At 31.2% G+C, this 21,657-nt stretch carries 19 protein-coding genes and 1 tRNA gene; 12 read left to right on the top strand and 8 right to left on the bottom strand.

Annotated features, from left to right (window positions below; all coding sequences use genetic code 11):
• Nucleotides 1-20: 20 nt before the first annotated feature.
• Nucleotides 21-686: a TetR family transcriptional regulator C-terminal domain-containing protein gene (locus DK508_RS09700; RefSeq protein WP_109300543.1), complete on the bottom strand. Its 666-nt coding sequence runs from the start codon at nucleotides 684-686 to the stop codon at nucleotides 21-23.
• Nucleotides 687-946: 260 nt separating this feature from the next.
• Here DK508_RS09700 and htpG point away from each other — a divergent pair, with 260 nt between their 5' ends.
• The 3 genes from htpG to DK508_RS09715 all read left to right on the top strand — a co-directional run bounded on the left by htpG (nucleotide 947) and on the right by DK508_RS09715 (nucleotide 6,360).
• Nucleotides 947-2,836 carry a molecular chaperone HtpG gene (htpG, locus tag DK508_RS09705; RefSeq protein ID WP_109300544.1) on the top strand — a complete coding sequence of 630 codons (1,890 nt, stop codon included), beginning with the start codon at nucleotides 947-949 and terminating at the stop codon, nucleotides 2,834-2,836.
• A 123-nt stretch (nucleotides 2,837-2,959) separates the two neighbouring features.
• Complete coding sequence (locus DK508_RS09710; protein ID WP_109300545.1) at nucleotides 2,960-3,946, top strand: response regulator transcription factor; 987 nt, start codon at nucleotides 2,960-2,962, stop codon at nucleotides 3,944-3,946.
• An 89-nt stretch (nucleotides 3,947-4,035) separates the two neighbouring features.
• A complete protein-coding gene (locus DK508_RS09715; RefSeq protein WP_109300546.1) occupies nucleotides 4,036-6,360 on the top strand; it encodes an outer membrane beta-barrel family protein in 2,325 nt (774 codons plus the stop codon).
• A 185-nt stretch (nucleotides 6,361-6,545) separates the two neighbouring features.
• Here DK508_RS09715 and DK508_RS09720 read toward each other — a convergent pair whose 3' ends face one another.
• A complete protein-coding gene (locus DK508_RS09720; protein ID WP_109300547.1) occupies nucleotides 6,546-8,807 on the bottom strand; it encodes a S9 family peptidase in 2,262 nt (753 codons plus the stop codon).
• Between the two features lie 306 nt (nucleotides 8,808-9,113).
• Here DK508_RS09720 and DK508_RS09725 point away from each other — a divergent pair, with 306 nt between their 5' ends.
• Nucleotides 9,114-9,968, top strand: coding sequence for a DUF6503 family protein (locus DK508_RS09725; RefSeq protein WP_109300548.1), 855 nt, complete (start codon nucleotides 9,114-9,116; stop codon nucleotides 9,966-9,968).
• A 74-nt stretch (nucleotides 9,969-10,042) separates the two neighbouring features.
• Here the strand turns inward: DK508_RS09725 and DK508_RS09730 are convergent, their stop codons facing one another.
• Nucleotides 10,043-11,110 (bottom strand): M12 family metallopeptidase, encoded by a 1,068-nt coding sequence (locus DK508_RS09730; protein ID WP_200831857.1) that lies wholly within the window; start codon nucleotides 11,108-11,110, stop codon nucleotides 10,043-10,045.
• Between the two features lie 175 nt (nucleotides 11,111-11,285).
• Between DK508_RS09730 and DK508_RS09735 the strand changes: the two genes are divergently transcribed.
• On the top strand, nucleotides 11,286-11,747 hold the full coding sequence (locus tag DK508_RS09735) for a hypothetical protein (protein WP_200831858.1): 462 nt from the start codon (nucleotides 11,286-11,288) through the stop codon (nucleotides 11,745-11,747).
• On the top strand, nucleotides 11,744-12,091 hold the full coding sequence (locus DK508_RS09740) for a MauE/DoxX family redox-associated membrane protein (RefSeq protein WP_109300550.1): 348 nt from the start codon (nucleotides 11,744-11,746) through the stop codon (nucleotides 12,089-12,091). The genes DK508_RS09735 and DK508_RS09740 overlap by 4 nt, the downstream gene beginning before the upstream one ends.
• 192 nt (nucleotides 12,092-12,283) lie before the next feature.
• Here DK508_RS09740 and DK508_RS09745 read toward each other — a convergent pair whose 3' ends face one another.
• Nucleotides 12,284-12,700, bottom strand: a complete 417-nt coding sequence (locus DK508_RS09745; protein WP_109300551.1) for a hypothetical protein — start codon at nucleotides 12,698-12,700, stop codon at nucleotides 12,284-12,286.
• A 207-nt stretch (nucleotides 12,701-12,907) separates the two neighbouring features.
• Between DK508_RS09745 and DK508_RS09750 the strand changes: the two genes are divergently transcribed.
• The gene (locus tag DK508_RS09750; protein ID WP_109300552.1) at nucleotides 12,908-13,768 is read left to right on the top strand and encodes an AraC family transcriptional regulator; all 861 of its coding nucleotides are present in this window, start codon (nucleotides 12,908-12,910) and stop codon (nucleotides 13,766-13,768) included.
• Nucleotides 13,769-13,772: 4 nt separating this feature from the next.
• Here DK508_RS09750 and DK508_RS09755 read toward each other — a convergent pair whose 3' ends face one another.
• Complete coding sequence (locus DK508_RS09755; RefSeq protein WP_109300553.1) at nucleotides 13,773-14,552, bottom strand: S1/P1 nuclease; 780 nt, start codon at nucleotides 14,550-14,552, stop codon at nucleotides 13,773-13,775.
• Between the two features lie 168 nt (nucleotides 14,553-14,720).
• On the opposite strand from DK508_RS09755, the gene DK508_RS09760 reads away from it, so the two are divergent.
• The 5 genes from DK508_RS09760 to DK508_RS09780 all read left to right on the top strand — a co-directional run bounded on the left by DK508_RS09760 (nucleotide 14,721) and on the right by DK508_RS09780 (nucleotide 20,587).
• The gene (locus tag DK508_RS09760; protein WP_109300554.1) at nucleotides 14,721-15,650 is read left to right on the top strand and encodes an alpha/beta hydrolase; all 930 of its coding nucleotides are present in this window, start codon (nucleotides 14,721-14,723) and stop codon (nucleotides 15,648-15,650) included.
• Between the two features lie 42 nt (nucleotides 15,651-15,692).
• Entirely contained in the window at nucleotides 15,693-16,499 is an 807-nt protein-coding gene (locus DK508_RS09765; RefSeq protein WP_109300555.1) for a Cof-type HAD-IIB family hydrolase, read from the top strand.
• A 2-nt stretch (nucleotides 16,500-16,501) separates the two neighbouring features.
• On the top strand, nucleotides 16,502-18,400 hold the full coding sequence (locus DK508_RS09770; protein ID WP_235016347.1) for a peptidase M61: 1,899 nt from the start codon (nucleotides 16,502-16,504) through the stop codon (nucleotides 18,398-18,400).
• An 83-nt stretch (nucleotides 18,401-18,483) separates the two neighbouring features.
• Complete coding sequence (locus DK508_RS09775) at nucleotides 18,484-19,788, top strand: DUF819 domain-containing protein (protein ID WP_109300556.1); 1,305 nt, start codon at nucleotides 18,484-18,486, stop codon at nucleotides 19,786-19,788.
• Nucleotides 19,789-19,846: 58 nt separating this feature from the next.
• On the top strand, nucleotides 19,847-20,587 hold the full coding sequence (locus DK508_RS09780) for a DUF4369 domain-containing protein (RefSeq protein ID WP_109300557.1): 741 nt from the start codon (nucleotides 19,847-19,849) through the stop codon (nucleotides 20,585-20,587).
• A 170-nt stretch (nucleotides 20,588-20,757) separates the two neighbouring features.
• Here DK508_RS09780 and DK508_RS09785 read toward each other — a convergent pair.
• From DK508_RS09785 to DK508_RS09795, 3 genes are all read right to left on the bottom strand, one after another.
• Nucleotides 20,758-20,831: transfer RNA gene (locus DK508_RS09785), tRNA-Thr, on the bottom strand.
• A 61-nt stretch (nucleotides 20,832-20,892) separates the two neighbouring features.
• Nucleotides 20,893-21,159 carry a hypothetical protein gene (locus tag DK508_RS09790; protein ID WP_109300558.1) on the bottom strand — a complete coding sequence of 89 codons (267 nt, stop codon included), beginning with the start codon at nucleotides 21,157-21,159 and terminating at the stop codon, nucleotides 20,893-20,895.
• 35 nt (nucleotides 21,160-21,194) lie between these two features.
• Nucleotides 21,195-21,656: a peroxiredoxin gene (locus DK508_RS09795; RefSeq protein ID WP_109300559.1), complete on the bottom strand. Its 462-nt coding sequence runs from the start codon at nucleotides 21,654-21,656 to the stop codon at nucleotides 21,195-21,197.
• Nucleotide 21,657: the final 1 nt, after the last annotated feature.

Genomic DNA, 21,657 nt, shown 5'->3' on the forward strand with positions numbered 1-21,657 from the left:
AATAATTTCAATTCCTTACATTAATTCCACATTGTCTTTTCTTTCCATAGAAATTTCCCAAAATCAAGCACATTATGTAGAGGAGTATTATCAAAAAGATCAAAAATTGTATTTACAGATTTTTCTATGGCTACGTCTGTTTTTTCAAAAGATGCGGATTCATCTCCAACCCAAAAATTAAGTAAAAACAAAAACTGCAACCATGCTCCTTCAGAGAAAATAGCAGAAGGGTTTTTCGTAAATTTATAATGCTTCACTTCATTATCTTGATCAATAAGTTCTTCAGCAAAACCTTTTATATGTCTGCGCAATCCTTTTAATTGATTTATATTTTTAAAAGGCATGTCATACTGTCTTAAAGCGAATAACACATAACTTCTATTTAAACTTAACATTTCAAAAAATGTATAAAAAAAAGTAAGCATCTTATCCCTGCTCGAAAACTCTGCATATTCTTTATTTTTATTCATGGCATCAACTGTGGTTGTAAAAAAGGTATTCCAAATACTTTTATTTAAACTTTCGATGCTACCGAAAAAACTATAGAAGTTGTCTTCTGAAATTTTTACTTCTTTACAGAATTTATATACAGACTTAGGAAACCCATCATTATCCAAAACATATTCCATATATTTTGAAATGATGTACTCACTATCAACAGTTTGTTTGTTTTTTGATGAAGCCATATTGATTTTTTTTATTTACAGTAAATATACAAATTGTTTAACTTTTTTAAATAAAAGTTAAACAAAAAATATGTTAATTTTTACTTTAATTGAGCGAAATACTCCTCTAATTCACATTTAGTTCGAAAACTGAAGAGATAATTACGTTTTTACCATAAAAATCCACGTAGCAATGTCAGTTTGTCAGCAAAACATAATTGGTATTTTTTTTGAAACCCCTACCAATATAAAATAGACAACAAACTAAAAATCAAATAACAATGACAACAGGAAATATTAATGTATCAGTTGAAAATATTTTTCCACTGATTAAGAAATTCTTGTACTCTGATCATGAAATCTTTTTAAGAGAGTTAATTTCTAATGCAACAGATGCTACTTTAAAATTAAAACATCTTACCAGTATTGGTCAAGCAAAAGTAGAATATGGTAATCCTTTTTTAGAAGTAAAAATTGATAAAGAAAAGAAACAGCTTCATATCATAGATCAAGGAATTGGAATGAGTGCAGAAGAAGTTGAGAAATATATCAATGAAGTTGCATTTTCTGGAGCCGAAGAATTCTTAGAAAAATATAAAGATAGTGCCAAAGATTCGGGGATTATCGGTCATTTTGGACTTGGTTTCTACTCTGCCTTTATGGTAGCAAACAAAGTAGAGATTATCACGAAATCTTATACAGATGCACCTGCTGCACATTGGACTTGTGATGGATCACCTACCTATAGTCTTGAGGCTCATGACAAAACTGAAAGAGGGACAGAAATCATATTACATATAGGTGATGATGATGCCGAGTTTCTTGAAGATACTAGAATAAGTGAATTATTGGTAAAATACAATAAATTCATGCCAGTGCCGATTAAGTTTGGAACTAAAACAGAAACTTTACCAAAACCCGAAGGAGCAAAAGAGGAAGATCCCGCTCCTACTCAAGAAGTAGATAATTTCATTAATAATCCTAATCCTGCATGGACAAAACAACCGGCAGATTTAAAAGAGGACGATTATAAAAGTTTTTATCGAGAATTGTATCCAATGCAATTTGAAGAGCCATTGTTTAATATTCATCTTAATGTAGATTATCCTTTTAACCTTACCGGAATTTTATACTTCCCAAAACTAGGTCAGGATATGAATATGCAAAAAGATCGTATTCAATTATATCAAAACCAAGTTTTTGTTACCGATAATGTAGAAGGTATCGTTCCTGAGTTTCTTACTATGCTCAGAGGTGTTATTGATTCTCCTGATATCCCATTAAATGTTTCTAGGTCATATTTACAGGCTGATGGAAATGTGAAAAAAATATCAAGCTATATTTCTCGTAAGGTAGCAGATAAACTAAATTCTATGTTCAAAAACAGTAGAGAAGATTTTGAACAAAAATGGAATGATATCAAAATAGTAATTGAATACGGAATGCTATCTGAAGATAAATTCTTCGAGAAAGCAGATAAATTTGCGCTTTACCCAACTTTTGATGGTTCATACTTTACTTTTGAAGAGTTACAGGAAAAAATAAAAGATAACCAAACCGATAAGGATAATAAGCTTGTTGTATTATATGCATCGAATAAAGATGAGCAGCACTCATATATCACTGCAGCAAAAGACAAAGGTTATGAAGTTTTACTTTTAGATTCTCCTATTGTTTCTCATCTAATCCAAAAATTAGAAACTAGTAAAGAAAATATCACTTTTGTTCGTGTTGACTCGGATCATGTAGATAACCTAATTAAGAAAGATGAGGAAACTATCTCTAAATTATCCGATGAGGAAAAAGATACTCTAAAAGTTGATTTAGAAAAAGTAGTTCCTAAAGAAAAGTATACTGTTCAGTTAGAAGCTATGGATAGTAATGCTGCACCATTTATGATCACTCAACCAGAGTTTATGCGTCGTATGAAAGAGATGCAGCAAACTGGCGGCGGAGGCGGAATGTTCGGTATGGGTAATATGCCCGAAATGTACAATCTAATCGTAAACGTTAACCATGAATTGGTTGGACAAATATCTAGTACAAAAACCGATAAAAAGAAAGAACGTTTGATCAAACAATCACTTGATTTAGCTAGACTCTCTCAAAACTTACTTAAAGGTGAAGAATTGACTGCTTTTATAAATCGTAGTTTTGATATGATTAAGTAGAAATAAAATTTTATTGATCTAATATATACCGCTTCAATAATGTATTGAAGCGGTTTTTTTATACTTCATTTTTGATATAAAGGCTAAATATTTTACATTCGCAATGATCACCAATTCGCAAACATGAAAGCTTTTCGATACTTTTTTTTATATTTTTTAGTGGTTACTGCTAATATATTTGGTCAGGCTCCTGTATCTGGTCATATAAGTATTGAGCAACCAGAAAAATGGGAAAATAAAGTATATCTAAGTCGAATGGATCAAAAAGAGAATAATGGTTCATATAAAGCAACACCGATTGCCACCGCCACTATTAATAAAGATGGTTTTTTTGCCTTTGACCAACATGAGTTTACTGCAGATGATCGAATGTATAAAATTCAGCTGCGGTCATTATCTGTACAAGAAAAAAAGAAGCTCTCAGATAAAATAAAAAATCATCGATTATTTATAGCTTCAAAAAAAGATACTATAATTTTCAATAGAAGTAAAACAACATTTGGTAGTTACACTACCACGAACAAGGCAGATTTAGAATGGCGAAAATTAAAAAAATTTAACGCTCGATTTGAAAATTTGACTTCGGATTTTGACACAAAACAATATTTACTTGAAACCAAAGGGTATGTAAAAGATTCGCTACAAATACTCTTGGTAAAACTTATTGGAATCAAAGCACTCGATGATCGAAATCTACTAGAAAAAGATATTGTTAAGAACCCGAAGTATTACATGGATTTATTACAGGAATTAAAATCTAGTGAGCTTGATCCTGCAACCTACATATACTTCGAAAATAAACTTACTGTTGTCAATCAAGAATTAACCAACAAAAAATACCACACAAGTCTTTGGGTAAATGGTATTGCTATTTTTGTAATTGTCTTATTAGTTAGTTTTATTTTTGTTTCAAAGAAAAAACAAAATACGCACTCCCCTCCTTTAAGTAAACAAGAACAAATTGTAAAACACCTCATACAATCTGGCAAAAGCAATAAAGAAATTGCTAATGAATTATTTGTAAGCATAAGTACAGTAAAAACACATATCTCTAACATTTACAGCAAACTAAGCATTTCTAACCGCCAAGAATTACTATCAAAAAAGTAAATTCATACCAGTACTAGTACCTTATTCAGCTCTATTAATATGTAGCATAGGTCATTTTCTATAGTTATTTGTTTTCAGAAAATTAAAACATGAAAAAACAAATAACTATCCTATTATTTTTGATATTTTGGCTGCCATTTTTTGCTCAGGAAACATATGACTTATCGGGTAAAGTTACCGATCAAAATGGTAACTTGATCGAGGCTGGTGATGTTTTGTTACAGGACAAGGCAAGGCAAGGCATCATTTCTTATACATTTATTGCCAAGGGTCAATTTAATTTGAACCAAATACCTAAAGGCAATTATTTGTTATCTGTTTCTTGTCTTGGATATATAAAAGAAACCCTAGAGATAAACTTGCAAGAAAATAGAGCCCTTTCGTTACAATTGACAAAAAGTTTGGTTGCTCTTGATCAGGTTACTATAAATAGCTCTAAAAACACCTTTAATTTTAAAGATGGAAACATAAAGATCAACGTCGAAAATTCGATTTTTGAATCACTGCCTTCGACTACTGATCTACTATCAAAATTACCAGGTGTTCAGATCAGCCCCAATCAAGAAACTCTTTCGATAATAGGAAGAGGTTCACCCTTATTATACCTAGATAATCAAAGAATTGATTTTGATCAATTAAAATCAATCTCATTAAGCGACATAAAAGAAGTAGAAATAATCGACAACCCTCCTGCCAAATATGAAGCAGAAGGTAAAACTTTGATTTTAATCACAGGAAAACGAAGTAAAAAAGAAGGATATAAAATTGATATATCAGAAACAGTTTCTTTTAAAAGAAAGTTTAGTAATTATTTCGAAATGCGTTCTGATTTTAAACGAAAAAAACTAGAACTACAAGCTAATATTAATTACAATCAAATCGGATTTTGGGAAAATTCGGGTGCAAGATTAGAAGTACCTTTACAAAATATCACTTCGGAATATAATGCCAAGGCCGTAGGCCCAAGACCGCAACTCATAATGGGTAGTGGTTTTTTCTATCAATTTAACAAGTACGATTATCTTTCTGGAAGAATTAATTATAGGACTCAGAGAGATAGATTTCCTATTGTTACCAATACTCTATTACGAATTAACGAAGTAGAAGATTTTATTCTATCAGAAAGTTCAAATGATGCGCCAAGAAGCTTTTTGACCTCAAATATTAACTACAATAGGAAACTTAACACAAAAAGCAATTTATTTTTTGGCATTCAATATTCCAATTATTCTAGGGATCTAAAAAGTAGTATTTTCAATAATTTCAATCAAACTGGTTTTCAGTTATCTCAAAACAGAAATCAAACCTATCAAATTGGTGCTTTTGCTTCTAGAATTGATTTTGAAAATGAAATTAGTAAACATATTAAGATCGAAATAGGTGGTTCTATATCCAAAAGCACGGCTATAGCCTTTTCAGATTTCGAATTAATAAATCCGGATCAACGTATAATCTCTACATATGATTATAATGAAGATACCTACTCTTCCTATACTCAACTATCCGGATCTCTACATAAAATTAATTATAACGCTGGTATTAGAATTGAAACCAATATAGTAAAAGGAGGCTTTAGAAATACACAGGATTTATTAGTAGATAGAGAACAAACTCTGATATTTCCAAAAATGAAGCTTAATATACCTATTGATAGTACAAAGGCATTAAAATTTAATTACAACAAGACTATAAACAGACCAGGGTACCTTAATGCAAGCTCTATAAGTACATTTATAAATCCTTTAATTGAGTTTGTACGGAATGTAAATTTAAGTCCTACGATAACCGAAGAAATTTCCACTGATTTTATTTTTAAAAAATCTAATCTTAGTCTACGCTATTTTGAAACTCAAAACCCAATATTCTTTAGCTCCATTTACAATTCACAGGAGGGTAGAATTATAACTTCTCCTCAAAATTTTAATCAAGAAACAGGATATGCTATCCAGTTTCGAAATACGCTAAATCATAAAGCAATTACCTCTACAAATGTTATTAGTCTTACCTACAGCAAAATTAAAGACCCTTTTGCCGTGAATCAAAAAACAGAACCTTATGTTTATTATTATTCGAATACAGAATTCAAAATTAAACCAAAAATAACAACGGGTATTAATTTTTGGGGATTATCAAAACGATATCAAGGAATTTTTGAAAGAAACGCAGTATTTATTTTAGGTGTTTCATTTACCAAAAGCTTTTATAATAACTTACAGTTTTCATTGAATGCCAATGACATTCTTAGAAATATGAATTTCGAAGATAAATATACCGCAAATGATATAGTGGCTAATGATGTATTTTATGTAAATGCTCAAGAACTCTCTTTTTCACTGAAATATTCTTTCGGAAAAACAAAAAAATTGTCTTTTAAAAATAAAGATATAGATGATAACCTTAACAGAATTAGATAGAACTACCATTTTATTATTCTTTAGGATTTTACTAAAAAATGAAGGGTATCACGATAGTAATAATATTAAAAACAATTTGTAATAATAAGGCATTAGACTCTCATGTTTTAAGCTTGAAAAAATATTATAAAAAAAACCTCCTGACCCAAGTTTTCAGGAGGTTTTTGTAGCAAAAAGAATCAACCCTATCCTTTTACAGGTTTCGTTTCTTCTTTTTTGCTTAAATGCTTTGCATAGAATCCCATCATTGCTTTATACATGGCTACAGAATTCTCTTCTTTACCAAAACCATGACCTTCGTCGTATCGCACCATATAAGGCACATCATATCCCTTGTCTCGTAAAGCTTTTACAATTTGATCTGATTCATCAATATTTACTCTAGGGTCATTTGCTCCTTGTACAACAAATAATGGTTTCTTAATTTTATCAATTTGATATACAGGAGAAACCTCTTCCATTATCGCTTTTTCTTCGGCAACGTCTTCATCATACCAAATCTCTTTAATAATTTTCAAATATGGTTTCCAATACGGAGGAATTGTTTTCATAAAAGTAAACAGATTAGACACTCCTACATAATCCACACCACACGTATATAAATCCGGTGTTTTGGTCAATCCTCTTAAAACTGCATATCCACCATGACTTCCTCCATAAATTGCCACTTTGTCTTTATCCACCCATCCTTGATCGATTACATATTTTAATCCATCTTCTACATCATCCATTGCTTTTCTACCTATTTGCTTAAACCCTGATTCTAGAAATTCTTTACCATATCCTCCCGATATTCTAAAATTAACTTGTAATGTAGCATACCCTCGACTTGCAAATAGTTGAGCTTCTGGATTAAATCCCCATGAGTCACGAATTCCCTGCGGCCCACCGTGAGGGTTTACAACCAAAGGTACTTTTTTGCCCTGCAAAGCCTCCTTTGGTAAAGTGATGTATCCATGAATAGTTAATCCATCTCTACTTTTAAAAGTGATAGGACGCATTTCGGCCATATCATTTTCTTTTAATTGAGGCATTAAGTTATACAACAACTTAAACTCTTCTTTTTTAGCATCATAAGAATAGTATACTCCGTATAATTTATCACTTTGTAAGAAAATCAAATACTTATCTTCTTCATCAGTTTTATCTGCTATAGAATATTGATGGTCGGGAAATTTACTGCTAATTTTAGTGTGAAGTTTTTTATAGTAATCACTTACAGGTACAACCACATTTTTTTCACCTTCATAAGACCAATAATCCAATTCATATCCTCTTTTTCGAGATACGGATAAATTAGACACATCATATTTATCATTAGAAAAAAGCTTCTTTATTACTTTATCTGCCTTTAAATCATATAAGTAAATTTGTGCTTTATCAGAATCTAAGTTAGAAACTACGTAAGCATCATGTGGGTTAGTAGTACTATAATCAAACCTTAATATCGAAAACGTATCTTTCCAATTTAGCTGCTTAATAATTTCATATTTTCCAGCTTCTTTAGCGTAGAAAAGATCAAAATTTACACCATCTCTAATTTTCGCATATGCTTTAAGGTTACCATCTTTATCAAAATTATATCCTGCAATAGGGTTTGCCGCATCTTCATTTTTAAAAAGTTGTTTGCTTTCGCCTGTGATTATATTAATTTTATAAGGTTCAAAGATCTGTTTGTTATTCTTATTCATCGATATAATCATGTGATCTTTATCTTCTTTTAAACCTTCCAAAATATTTACTTGTACTCCATCGAATGGTGTTAATTCTTTTTGATCTGAACCATCTATATTAACAGCAAATAAATGATAATCTTCATTACCTCCTTTATCCATAACATACACTAATCGGCTATTATTTGCCCAACCGTACCCTCGAATAAGTTCTTCTTTTTCTTCAATTACTTTGGTTACTTTATCAGTGGCAATCTCTTTTACATATACATGATTTTTTTTATTCTCGTCCTTCTCTCTATATGACATATACTTACCATTTGGAGAAAATCTAAAAGTTCGCGCCTTTGGTCTTGCAAAATAATCCTCGACAGAGTATTTATGATCTCCTTTTCCTAAATTCGATAGCTTTACTAATTCTTCGTCTGATGTTACCAATTCGGGATTACCTGGAATAGTTTTTTCTGATTTTTCCATTTCTAATGGCAGTTCCATTCCTCCTTGATAAAAGGTTCCTTTTAATTTTTCGGTTTCCAAAGATCCTACAAATTTGATCCCCGCTTGTTTAAATGCTAACGTTAATTGATTGTTTTCAAAAAGTACGGTATCCATAGGAAGACCTGTTGCTCCTTGAGAAGGACTATCCATGGTTGCTGCCAAAGCTCCTTCTTTTTCTTCTATATTAAATACTAGCGGAATTTCATTTCCTTGAACAGATAATTTTCCTTTCCAAGTTCCTGTAACTTCTTGCCCAAAAGATTGAGCAAAAGACATACATAACAGTGCTATAAAAGCACTCCAAAAGATTGATGTTTTTGTTTTCATTGTACTAACGGATTTATTAAAAAATAAGAGTTTTTGTATTTAGTAAGTAAGCAACTATGTTATTTTGTTACATTTTATCTTGTTATTTAACAAAGTAATAATCCTTTATACAAACTTAAGGCAATAAGTTTTTTTGTTAAATAAAGAAAAACCTAGAGATATAAAAGCACATTTGTACTGTTACAGTTTTCACAAATATTACTTTTGATTTTTTGGTTTTAGTAATTTTACCAGAGTAACACAAATTAACTTTTCATGAAAAAAATATGGGCATTGATCTTTGCTATTACTTTAGCAGGTTGTAATCAAACTAAAAAAGAAGAACGTGAAACTACTGATGTTGTAGAAGAAAATAAAAAATTGACACCTGTTGAACCCGATGGAGGTATCGGTGATGGAGCAGTTTCAATTGTGGATCATTATGTACAAAATATAGAAAATGCTCATGAAAAAAATGCATTTCTAAAACATAAAGCCGTAAGCTTTAATGTCAATATTATTTTTGGCGGAAAACAACATTTAAATGGTAAAATCACAATGTTGACTAATTCTAGCAAAATTAGAATTGACAAAAAAGATGAAAGTAAACTTATCTATACTGGTGAAAAAGTATTCCTCTGTCCAGAAGATGCTAATGATAAAGGTGCTCGTTTTGATATGTTTACTTGGACTTATTTTTTCGGACTCCCGTATAAATTAAGTGACCCTGGAACTCATTTGATGCCAGAAGATAACAGACCATTGGAAGGTGTAGATCACCGCACTGCCAGGTTAACTTTTGAAGATGGTACGGGTGATGCTCCTGATGATTGGTATGTACTTTATACCGATCCTAACAAAAATTCCTTAAAAGCAGCGGCTTATATTGTTACCTACGGTAGTGGAGAAGATATTTCTAAAGCAGAAGCAGATCCACATGCTATTCATTATAAAGATTTTAAAGTGATCGATGGTATTCCATTTGCTACAAAATGGGAGTTTTATGGATGGACTAGCGAAAAAGGAATGACAAATCAATTAGGCGAAGCGAGTATTACTGATATTACCTTCTTGGATGAAGAAAGTGAGATTTTTGAAACACCAGATAATGCAAAAGAAATAAAATTGTAAATATCACAATCAAAAAAGAAAAAATCCCTCCAAATAATTTTTGGAGGGATTTATTTTTTAAAAAACTTCACATATTAATCTTTAGAAATATCATTAAGATCAGAACCGTCTTGATCTAATGATTTACCTGAATCTCTAGAGGTTCCGCATTGCCCTATACGATCCCATCCTCTACCAGATCTTTTTCTGTATAAGAAACCGCGATAAGTTACCAGATCACCGGCCTGATACGATTGCGTACTTGACCATGGGGCAACGCCATCACAAATATCATTTCCACCACCACCTCCATCACCTGGATACATGATAGCGATTCCCGAAATATCTCCAGAAGAAAGGCCATTTCTCTGCGCATTATACGTAGATCCATTTTTTCTAACTATAGTAGGCTGTCCATTTGCAGAAAACGCAAAAGAACCATATAGCATAATGGAATTAAAATCTAATGAACTCGTATATTCATCACCGTCTATACCCTGCTGGGTATATGTTTGAAAATTAAATTCTCGATTAGCTTGAATGTTTTGGAAATTAATAGTGATAAATTGATTTCTATCTTTTCTACTTTGTTCGTGCCATAGACCAACAGCATGACCTATTTCATGAATAGTATTGCCGGTAGAACAACCATTAGCTAAATTGATGTTTTGCCTACCCCCAGTACGACCTACCGAAGAAGAACATCCACTACCTCTTCTAAAGTAAACATATGCAGATTGATTGGTTCTTCTTACAAATTTAAGATCGGTATTTGCTTCCCAATGCGCTATAGCATTAGTAACCCTAGCTTGATTTGGTAAACTACCTTCTATATCATAATGTACTGTATTATTTGGCCAACGTCTTGCGGTACGACCAGTACTTTTACTACTCATAGAAATTAGATCTTCTTTAGTGAAGATCATATCTCCACCTAAAATGTACTCACCATTTATCTCTTCAACCTCAACAGGTTCTCCATTGAGTTTGACAGTAGTAAGTTTCCCAGTGGTTTCTGGATAAGCAAGTTCTTGTGTAAAACTTTGATCAAGATCAATCTGTTCTAACGAATTTTCGGATTGTTCATTTTCGCAAGAAATGAACATTGCACACGTGGCGATCGCCAACACCTTAAGCGTGTGAATTCTAAGAGTTTGTGTCATAATTAATATTATTTAAGTTGATATAATATTAACTTGAGTATTTGGGCTTTATTGTATATACCTATATAGATAAACATCAAAACTTATCCACTTATATGAATAATGAATTCTAAATCACAAGTTTTTTTCGTATCTTTAAAAGACACACAAACATTGGCTTTAAAATTTCTTCATTATGACTCCTCTCTTTAAAAAACTACAACTCCCTCCCACCTTAGATGAGGTTTTGATACTCAATGAACCTGAAGGCTTTTGCAAAGAATTGGATTGCTTAAAAGATGTAATGATCAAAGAATCTTTAATTCAAGTATCTGAAGTTGATTTTGCTATTGTGTTTGTAATTGAAAAAAAACAAATAGAAAACCGTATTGAAACTGTTTATCCCAAATTAGTAGGAGATGCAGTTTTATGGTTCGCTTATCCAAAAAAAAGTTCTAAAAAATACACAACGGAAATCACTAGAGATCATGGTTGGGGAGTCTTAGGAGACTATAATTTGGAACCCGTAAGGCAAGTTTCTATTGATGAAGATTGGTCTGCAATACGATTTAGAAAAATTAGTTTTATTAAGAATATGACTCGTAAAAAAGAATTTGCCATTAGTAGTGCAGGTAAACAAAAAACTACTGGAGTTTGACTTGGCATCTATATATTTTATCTTTTATTTTTATTATTTCAGGAGTTTTTCACTGGATTCGTCCTAAAGCTTTTATGAGAATAATGCCATTATATATACCGCATCACAAATTATGGGTATATATTAGTGGTATTGTCGAAATCCTAGCTGGTGTAGGAACGTTTTTTGCATCTACCAGAATAATAGCATTATGGACAATAATCATAATGCTCATAGTATTCTTTCCTGTACACATACATATGTTATTAAATAAAAAAGCAGGACTCAATCTCCCTAAATCTGTTTTAGTGTTTAGACTATTATTACAATTTGGTCTGATTTATTGGGTATATTTATATGTGTAATTAATTATGATATTTATGTGTAATGTAAATTTATCTAATAATCTAAATCTGTGCATTAGAGAGTTTACATTATCTATAAAGTACTATAATAAAAACACCCTTGTTGGCGTACAAAGGTGTTTTTTATAATCAAACAAAAATCACTTATGAAAAAACACCTTTTTTGGTAAAAGGCAATATTATTTTTATAACCTATTGAATTATACGACAAGCCTGAACCTTATAATTAGGTGTACTTAAGTTATAGTTATCTTTCTTTAATAAGATTATCGAAACAAAAAAGAAAAACAAATGAATCAGTGCGCAACTATAACTATGAGCATCGAATAGAAATAAAGTTAGAAAACCAAATAATACGGATGATGCTATTAAAATTTTCCTTGTAAACAAGCCAAAGATTAGAAAAAATCCTATTAAAAATTCCTCGAATGGTACTAAGGGAGCAAGAGCTTCTACTATTCCAATGTCAAATACAGAAACTGCATTAAAGTATACATCTAATCTATCCAAGAAGCCAGAATATTTTATTACGGTATACACACTATATAGAACAAGAAATATTCCTAATGATATCCTACTAATCTGGTACAAATAAATTTTAAATTTCATGTGAAGGTGAGTATAAAAATTTATGATACAAAGGTAAAACGCACCTTTGGGGATCTTCATGTATAAATCACCGTATTACTTGTACTTTAAACCCGTAATTATCTAGTTATCAACAAAATCAAACGTTTTCGATAGATAATACTTGTAAAATACAATTCGTAAATTATTGATTTTATTTTTGTAACTTTAAAATATAAAAAATTGTTTATGAACCGCTATACATTGCATGAAACCTTTGTAGTACACCAATATGCTATCGACGAATGGGAAGCGGAACCTCACAACCATAATTACTTTGAAATTATTTTTGTAGAAGAAGGAAATGGTCATCATACAATCAATGGTGTTCGTTTCCCATATGATGAGAATAATATATTTTTATTGGCTCCTGAGGACACTCACCATTTCGAAATTGAAAGGCATTCTAAATTTACTTACTTTAAGTTTACCGAGCTTTTATTTTCTAGTAAAGTAAATCTTCCAGATAGAAAGTATTGGTTACAAAGAATAGAACAACTTTTACATCATCCTAATATCATTCCTGGCGATGTTATCTCACATGAAGAGGATCGAGGTATTATTTGGGATATTCATAATGTTGTTTTAGAAGAATTCAAAAATGAAAAAATCTATTATCAAGAAATTATTTCAAATGCCATTAGTACTATATTAAGTATTATCGTTCGCAATATTTCTGAAAAATATAATTCAAACCAAAGAGAAATTCAGATTAATCATGCCAAAATAGATCAGATTCTAAGTCATATTAGACAACAAGTGTATGATAATGATCTTACCAAAATAAGTTACTTAGCGAATAAGTTTAATATGTCTCAAAGTTCTATTAGTACTTATTTTAAAAGAAAAACGGGAGAATCTATTCATCAGTATGTCACCAAATATAAAATGAAATTGGTCGAATATCGTTTACAACATACAGAATTTACCATTGCAGAAATTGCATATCAGCTTGGATATACAGATGAGAGTCATCTCACCAAGACATTTAAAAAACATTTTTTTATGTCTCCAAAGCAATATCGAAAAGAACTAGCGCTTAGCGATTAAATCACTATCCAAATATCTGGTTTAATATTTCTGCCAATCGTATTCCTCCTTTATGTAATTGAGTGCGTACTACTGGGAAATAGTCATACATATATTTGTACCCTAATTTTTCACCAACATTGGCTGAGGCGTATACTTTTTTTGCCAATGTTTGAGATTCGTGTACCCAATCTGATACAGTTCCTTTTTTGATTTCCTCTATTTGAGGTTCTGAAAACACAACCGCATTTGTTGATAATTCTGTATAACTCATTCCGTAATAATCTAACATATCGCTATCCCAAACTCTATGTAAATTGGATCCATTTCTAAACCATTGTACTTGGATATCGTTACCTCCTTTATCTTCTCCTCGACCTACATGAAGAGGTTGATGAAGATCTCCTACAAAATGGACCAACATCTTTAAATAAAATTCTTTATCCTCGGATGTAGAATTTTCATCTTTTAATACTTCGATACATTTAGCAATACCTTTGACCAAATCACCATACTCACTAGGAGTTTCATCTCCATATTTCTTTTCAAAAGAAAAATTAACATAATGCCATGGACTATATCCCCTATATTTTTTATCACTCTTTATCTGATCTGCAAATGTAGACACCAAAGCCAAGCTTTGACCTTTTAAGATGTTCGCTATATTTCTCTTAGCTTTTTTGGTTAAATACGTATTGGCAATTTCTCCAGTAGCTCTGTGTCCTGTTTTACCCCAATCATCATTTGCAGAAATAGTATTAAAGCAAATTAGCAACAGTATAAGTAGTGTATTCTTAAGATTCATTATTATAAATTTTGCAACAAAGATAAAAAAGGGTATGTTAGTGATTCGTTAAATCTGACGCAAATTAAACTAAGATATCACCAAAGCTCTATAATTTATGTATTTGAAAAAATATGATAGAGGATTTATCGTTTCTTAATTAATTTTCAAATTTAATCTGCCCCCAATATGAAATTTAAACTTTGTGTTTTCTTTTTTATCGTTATATCTCTTAATTACGCACAAGAGAAGGAATACAATTCGGCCATTGTAAAAGTTAATAAATATACCGAGGGTTCTTTGGTTACTCCTTATTCTGACATAAAAGTTCCTTTAATTATTTTTATTATGGATGCCGGAGCTATAAATAGAGACGGTAACGACCACATGTCTAAGAATGATACTTTTAAACAATTATCATATGAAATGGCAAAGTCAGGAATTGCAACGTATCGCTATGACAAAAGATTATTTAAAATGGATGGCCTTGGAATTCAAGAACATGAAATCTCTTTTGATCATTTTATAGAAGATGCAACCGCTATCATTAATTATTTTAGAGAAAATAAAAACTATTCTCAAATTTTTGTTGCTGGCCATGGGCAAGGGTCTTTAATTGGTATGATTGCTGCAAAAGGGAAAGCTGATGGTTTTATTTCTATAGCCGGTAACGCAGATTCTTTAGATCAAGTTATTATAGAACAAATCTCTAAGCAAGCACCTGGTTTAGACAAAAGTGCCTCGGTAGCTTTTAAACAATTAAAAGAAAATGGAAGAGCAACAGGTTATGATCCAGCATTAGAATCTATTTTTAGATACAACTTACAACCATTTATGAGGTCATGGGTAAAATATAACCCAATTGAAGAAATTTCTTTATTAGAAATACCAATCCTTGTCATTCATGGTGATAAAGATATACAGGTGGAGCTTTCGCAAGCCGAAAAATTTAAAGAAGCAATACCAAATGTCGAATATTTAATTGTTGAGAATATGAATCATATTTTAAAAGAAATTAAAGGAAATAGTAGATTAGAAAATCATAAATCCTACAATGAAGCCTGGCGAAAAATTATGCCCAAAGTTTTAACTGGTATTGTTAACTTTGTGAAACAATAATTTTTTTATAACTCTTAATTAACCCAAATCCCGTAATTAATAATGCCAAATCGCATTGTATTTTCTGATATAGATGGAACTCTATTAAATCCTGAAAGAGAACTTTCGGCATATACTATTTCAGAAATTAAAAGAATAAAAAACACAACTCCTGTTGTATTGATTTCTTCAAGAATGCCAAGTGCAATGACTCATTTACAAGAAGAGTTACAAATCACAAATCAACCTTTGATATGTTATAATGGTGGATTAATTATTGTAGATAACAAACCTACTCACTCTACATATATACCAGTGGATATCATTGATGCCTTATCTGGTTTTAATAAAGATCAAAAAGTACATATTAGCCTTTATTATAATGATAATTGGTTTGTACCCGAAATGGATTATTGGGCAAATAGAGAAGCTAATAACACCAAAGTACAACCAACTGTTAAACCAATCCAAAATGTTATTAAGGATTGGAAAAACTCTGGTAAAGGTGCCCATAAAATCATGTGTATGGGAGAAGAGGCTTATATTGATAACGTATTTGATTTTCTAAAGAATAATTTTAATGAAACATTGCATCTATACCGTTCAAAATCTACGTATATTGAGATTGCTCATAAGAGTATTTCTAAATTAACGGCCATAGAAATTTTATTAAATACACATTTCAATATTCCGATTTCTGATGCAGTTGCATTTGGAGATAACTATAATGATGTCGAAATGCTTAAAGCAGTAGGAGTTGGTGTGGCTGTCGCCAATGCCAAACCTGAAGTTTTGGAAATAGCCAATGTGATCACATCAGCTGGAAAAGAAGATGGTGTAGCCGAATATATTAAAAATAACATTCAATAACTGTGCAGAGATTAACAAAACTACTTACTAACCTAGCCTTAAGCATTTCTATTTTGTACGCAGCTACTGGTTGTAAATCTGTACAACATATTACTCCAGAAAAGAACACATCTTCAATAATTGCATCGATTGATCTTCTGGGCACCAAGGATGATAAAGTAAAAGTAGAAATAAAGCCAGAATATTTTACTACAGATACTATAAGTTACTATATCCCAAAAATTGTTCCGGGTACTTATCAAAATAACAACTACGGAAAATATATCGACGATTTTAATGCTTTTGACAAAGAAGGGAAGCCTTTATATGTTCAAAAATATGGTGAAAATCGTTGGAAAATAAACGGAGCAAAGCAATTAGATAAAATTACGTATTGGGTAAATGATACTTTTGACTCTGAAGATACTCACGAAATTTTCTCACCAACCGGTACAAATATTTCTAAAGACAAAAACTTTATACTCAATCTTTATGCTTTTGTTGGTTATTTTGATGGGATGACAGAGAATAAATATAAACTGTTTATAAAACATCCCAAAAACCTAGAAGCATCGACTTCTGTGGATGAAATTATTCCTGAAAATAAAGGAGAAAACATAAATTATGATGTTGACTTTTTTCTATTTAAAAGATACGCAGATGTAGTTGATTCTCCAATAATGTATTCTGATCCTGATCGTGTGACTTTCACTGTTAATGGTATCGAAATATTACTTAGCGTATATTCACCTAATAAAGTTCATAAAGCTGCTAGAATAATGCCGCAAATGGAACGTATGATACGCGCCCAACGTAATTTTTTGGGCGATATTAATGCTACCAAAAAATATAGTGTTTTATTATACCTATCCACTACAAAACAAGATGACGCATTAGGTTTTGGTGCTCTCGAGCACAATACCTCTACATTAGTGGTATTGCCCGAATCAATTTCGAAAAAGAAACTTAATGAATCACTTACAGATGTAGTTTCTCATGAATTCTTTCATATTGTAACTCCATTAACTATTCATTCTAAAGAAATTCATAATTTCGATTATAATACTCCCAAAATGTCCGAACATATTTGGCTGTACGAAGGTACTACTGAGTATTTTTCGATCCTATTTCAAATTACTCAAGGGTTAATAGCTAAAGAAGATTTTTTTGAAAGGATTTTAGAAAAAATTGAGATTTCAAATGCATTTGATAACACTATGTCTTTTACAGAAATGAGTAAAAACATTCTGGTAGAACCTTATCGTAAAAATTATCGTAATGTATATGAAAAAGGGGCTCTTATATCTATGTGTATAGATATTATCATGCGCGAAAAGAGTAATGGCGAATATGGAATAGTTGATCTTATGAGGAATCTTTCTAGCGAATTTGGTAGTAATAGGCCTTTTGAAGATGATGAATTAATCCAGACTATAAGAGAATTTTCTTATCCCGAAATTGGCGTATTTTTAGAAAACCATGTAGTTAATGGCAATCCTATAGATTATGAGTTTTATCTTAAAAAAGTTGGTCTTCAATTTGGCACTACAACTTTAAAATCTTCCTATTTTATTAATGGACAACAACCATTTGTAAAAGGATCCGAAACTACAAAAGAGGTTGTGTTCGAATCTAATATCCAATACAATAACTTCTTAAAAAATCTAGGAGTTCAAGGAGGAGATGTCTTACTTAGTATTGATGACAAAAAATATGATATTAAAAACATTTATGATCTTTTTGGAGATTCGAATCAATGGAAAATAGGAGATACTATTTCCTTTAAGGTTAATCGTGATGGTAAAGAAATGATATTATCCTCTGAAGTAATAGAGCCTACAATAGAAAAAAGAATCCTAGAATCAAATCCTACTGCATCAGAACAACAAATAAAATTTCTTAAAAGTTGGGTTAATGATTAAAAACTTTCAAGTTAAAGTTGTTTCCACTTTTTTAAAATAATGTATTTTGCACCATTCACTCTTCTTAACACAAACATGCAATAATGGAAAATACTCCTTTTTTTACTGATGATACAATTATTTTTGGCATTTTAATGCTATGTCTAGGGTTAGTTTTTTATACATCATCGATTAAAACAAACTTTTGGAAAACATTCTATAAATTTATCCCTGGAGTTTTATTATGCTATCTTTTACCATCAATATTTAATTCTTTAGGAATTATTGCTCCAGAATGGAATGAATTAAATACAGAAGGACAATTAGTTGAAAAATCATCTAAAGTCTACTATATAGCAAGTCGATACCTCTTACCAGCTTCTTTGGTATTAATGACTTTAAGTATTGACCTTAAAAGTATTTTTAACCTGGGTCCAAAAGCACTGATTATGTTTTTAACAGGAACTTTTGGTATTATATTAGGTGGTCCGATTGCAATTTTATTAATCTCTATAGTCTCGCCAGAAACTGTTGGTGGAGCAGGATTTGATGCGGTATGGAGAGGGTTATCTACTCTAGCGGGAAGCTGGATTGGTGGTGGTGCTAATCAAGCGGCTATGTTAGAAATTTACAAATATAACCCAGATAAATATGGAGGAATGGTATTGGTAGATATTGTTGTAGCTAATCTTTGGATGGCCATACTACTCATTGGTATTGGTAAAAGTAAAAAAATTGATAAATGGTTAAAGGCAGATACTACTGCTATAGAATCTCTTAAACAAAAAGTATCAAGCTATGCAGAAAGTATTACTCGTAACCCATCTCTAACGGATTATATTATTATGCTATCCTTAGCATTTACCGTAGTAGGCATAGCACATTGGGGCGCCGGAGGGATTTCTAATCTATTATCAGATAATTTTGAAATATTTAATGACAAAAGTTCTGCTTTGTCTTCTTTCACCTCAAAATTTTTCTGGATGGTTACTATCGCCACAGCCATTGGTATTTTATTATCCTTTACTAAAGTAAAAAATTATGAAGGTGCTGGAGCAAGTAAACTAGGTAGTATTTTTATTTATGTACTTATAGCTACAATTGGCATGAAAATGGACATTGGTAGAATTTTTGAAAACCCTGGATTAATTGCAATTGGTTTAGTTTGGATGACAATCCATGCAGCCCTTCTTATCGGTGTTGCAAAATTAATAAAAGCCCCTTATTTCTTTCTTGCCGTAGGTAGTCAAGCTAATGTTGGTGGAGCAGCTTCTGCTCCCGTTGTTGCTGCAGCTTTTCACCCTTCATTAACTACTGTTGGGGTTTTGCTAGCCGTATTTGGATATGTCGTGGGAACTTATGGTGCTATTTTATGTACAATTTTAATGCAAATAGCATCTGGAAGCTAGTATTTCAATCTAATTTGTAGCATCTTTGTAACCCGTTTTTAAAACACTAAAAAATTCTATGAAAAGATTTTCTTTCATACTACTTACTGCATTATTTCTAATCAACTGTAGTTCTCCCAAAAAAAAGGGAAACGTTATCATATCTGGTGATATCAAAGGATTAAAGAAGGGAGTGCTATACCTTCAAAAAATACAAGATACCGTATTGGTTAATGTTGATTCTATAACCATTGATGGAAATTCAGAATTTATACTTCAATCTAATGTTGAAGAACCAGAAATTCATTATTTATACCTAGATAAAGATGATGGTGCGCAATATAATGATCGTATTGATTTCTTTGCAGAACCTGGTGAGATTACTATTACAACTTCTTTGATTGATTTTGAAAAAGATGTGAAAATTGTAGGAGGTAAAAATCAAACGAAATTTCAGGAATATAAAAAAATGTTGCAGCGCTTTAATGAACGAAATCTTAGACTTATGAAAGAAGATTTTGAAGCCAGTAAGCAAAATGACGATGAGAAATTAATCGAAAATGATAAAGCGTATAAGAAACTATTACGCCAAAAGTATTTGTACACGATAAATTTCGCTATATATAATAAGAAATTAGAAGTTGCTCCTTATATTACTTTAAGTGAAGTGTATGATGCCAACTTAAAATATTTGGATACAGTAGCCAAATCACTAAGTCCTCGTGTAAAAAAATCATTGTATGGTAAACAACTTATAGCGTACGTAAAGGAACGAAAAACTAAAGAGGAAGCTACTAAAAAAAATGATTCAATTAATTAGTTGAATTAGACAGAATTTAAACTTAACACAAAAGGCATTCATTTTTTTAATGAATGCCTTTTGTGTTATAATACGATTGATTCTTAATTGTTTTAATTCTATACAGCAATAACTACTTGCTTTTAAGAAACAAAAAAAGCTCTGAATTTTCATTCAGAGCTTTACAAAAGAGCCGATAGAGGGACTCGAACCCACGACCTGCTGATTACAAATCAGCTGCTCTAGCCAGCTGAGCTATATCGGCGCAAAAGCGGTTGCAAATATAATTTCTACAATCATATTTACAAATACTTTTTAAAAAAAAATTACAAAGCGTTTACTTTATCTACCAAAGCTTTTGCTGTTGTCTCTAAATCAGTACGAATAGCTTTAAAATGTTTAGAATAACTTTCTACATTTCGTTCATTTACTCTTTCTATAAAACCATCAAAAGAAGTTATTGCCTCGTCAATTATTGCTTCTCCGGCTTTGTTATCCTTTCCAGGGTTATCTAGTTCCCACACATATACTTCTTCAATAATATCTCCTAATACGTAGTTGATATCCTTTTTAAGGTTTCTTTTATTTGCCATATCATTTTTATTTTATACAAAATTACTATTTTCCATTAAATTGCGATCAATTCTTTCATTTTAGTCATCGCTTCTGTTAAATGCTTTGAAGCATTCATGTTATTAAATTTTAATCTAACAATCCCTTCTTTGTCAACAACATACGTTTCTCTTCCTGGTAACAACCCTAAGAGGTTTGACTTTACTCCAAAAAGTTTTCTAAGTTTACCCGCAGTATCAGATAAGAAAATAAACGGGAGCCTGTACTTATTTTTAAATTTCATGTGAGAAGAAACACTATCAGAACTTATGCCTATAACTTCGGCTCCCAATGATTTAAAGTCTTCATAACTATCCCTAAAGTCACATGCTTCTTTAGTACAACCTGGAGTGAAATTTTTTGGATAAAAAAATATTACTAATGGCAGCGTTCCAACTAATGTTTTGCTATCAAAATCTTCTCCGCTATCTTTTTTAGCAACAAAATGAGGTAACGTATCTCCTACCTGTAAAGCCATA

The sequence above is a fragment of the Aquimarina sp. AU474 genome (genome assembly GCF_900312815.1).
GTDB lineage: Bacteria > Bacteroidota > Bacteroidia > Flavobacteriales > Flavobacteriaceae > Aquimarina.

Excerpts from the sequence above, each read along its gene's own strand:
- DK508_RS09720 (WP_109300547.1), bottom strand. The coding sequence starts at position 8,807 with ATGTCTTTTGCTCAATCTTTTGGGCAAGAAGTTACAGGAACTTGGAAA.
- DK508_RS09795 (WP_109300559.1), bottom strand. The coding sequence starts at position 21,656 with ATGGCTTTACAGGTAGGAGATACGTTACCTCATTTTGTTGCTAAAAAA.
- DK508_RS09725 (WP_109300548.1), top strand. The coding sequence starts at position 9,114 with ATGAAAAAAATATGGGCATTGATCTTTGCTATTACTTTAGCAGGTTGT.
- DK508_RS09775 (WP_109300556.1), top strand. The coding sequence starts at position 18,484 with ATGGAAAATACTCCTTTTTTTACTGATGATACAATTATTTTTGGCATT.
- DK508_RS09750 (WP_109300552.1), top strand. The coding sequence starts at position 12,908 with ATGAACCGCTATACATTGCATGAAACCTTTGTAGTACACCAATATGCT.
- DK508_RS09730 (WP_200831857.1), bottom strand. The coding sequence starts at position 11,110 with ATGACACAAACTCTTAGAATTCACACGCTTAAGGTGTTGGCGATCGCC.
- DK508_RS09790 (WP_109300558.1), bottom strand. The coding sequence starts at position 21,159 with ATGGCAAATAAAAGAAACCTTAAAAAGGATATCAACTACGTATTAGGA.
- DK508_RS09760 (WP_109300554.1), top strand. The coding sequence starts at position 14,721 with ATGAAATTTAAACTTTGTGTTTTCTTTTTTATCGTTATATCTCTTAAT.
- DK508_RS09755 (WP_109300553.1), bottom strand. The coding sequence starts at position 14,552 with ATGAATCTTAAGAATACACTACTTATACTGTTGCTAATTTGCTTTAAT.
- DK508_RS09700 (WP_109300543.1), bottom strand. The coding sequence starts at position 686 with ATGGCTTCATCAAAAAACAAACAAACTGTTGATAGTGAGTACATCATT.
- DK508_RS09735 (WP_200831858.1), top strand. The coding sequence starts at position 11,286 with ATGACTCCTCTCTTTAAAAAACTACAACTCCCTCCCACCTTAGATGAG.
- htpG (WP_109300544.1), top strand. The coding sequence starts at position 947 with ATGACAACAGGAAATATTAATGTATCAGTTGAAAATATTTTTCCACTG.
- DK508_RS09745 (WP_109300551.1), bottom strand. The coding sequence starts at position 12,700 with ATGAAATTTAAAATTTATTTGTACCAGATTAGTAGGATATCATTAGGA.
- DK508_RS09780 (WP_109300557.1), top strand. The coding sequence starts at position 19,847 with ATGAAAAGATTTTCTTTCATACTACTTACTGCATTATTTCTAATCAAC.
- DK508_RS09710 (WP_109300545.1), top strand. The coding sequence starts at position 2,960 with ATGAAAGCTTTTCGATACTTTTTTTTATATTTTTTAGTGGTTACTGCT.
- DK508_RS09715 (WP_109300546.1), top strand. The coding sequence starts at position 4,036 with ATGAAAAAACAAATAACTATCCTATTATTTTTGATATTTTGGCTGCCA.
- DK508_RS09765 (WP_109300555.1), top strand. The coding sequence starts at position 15,693 with ATGCCAAATCGCATTGTATTTTCTGATATAGATGGAACTCTATTAAAT.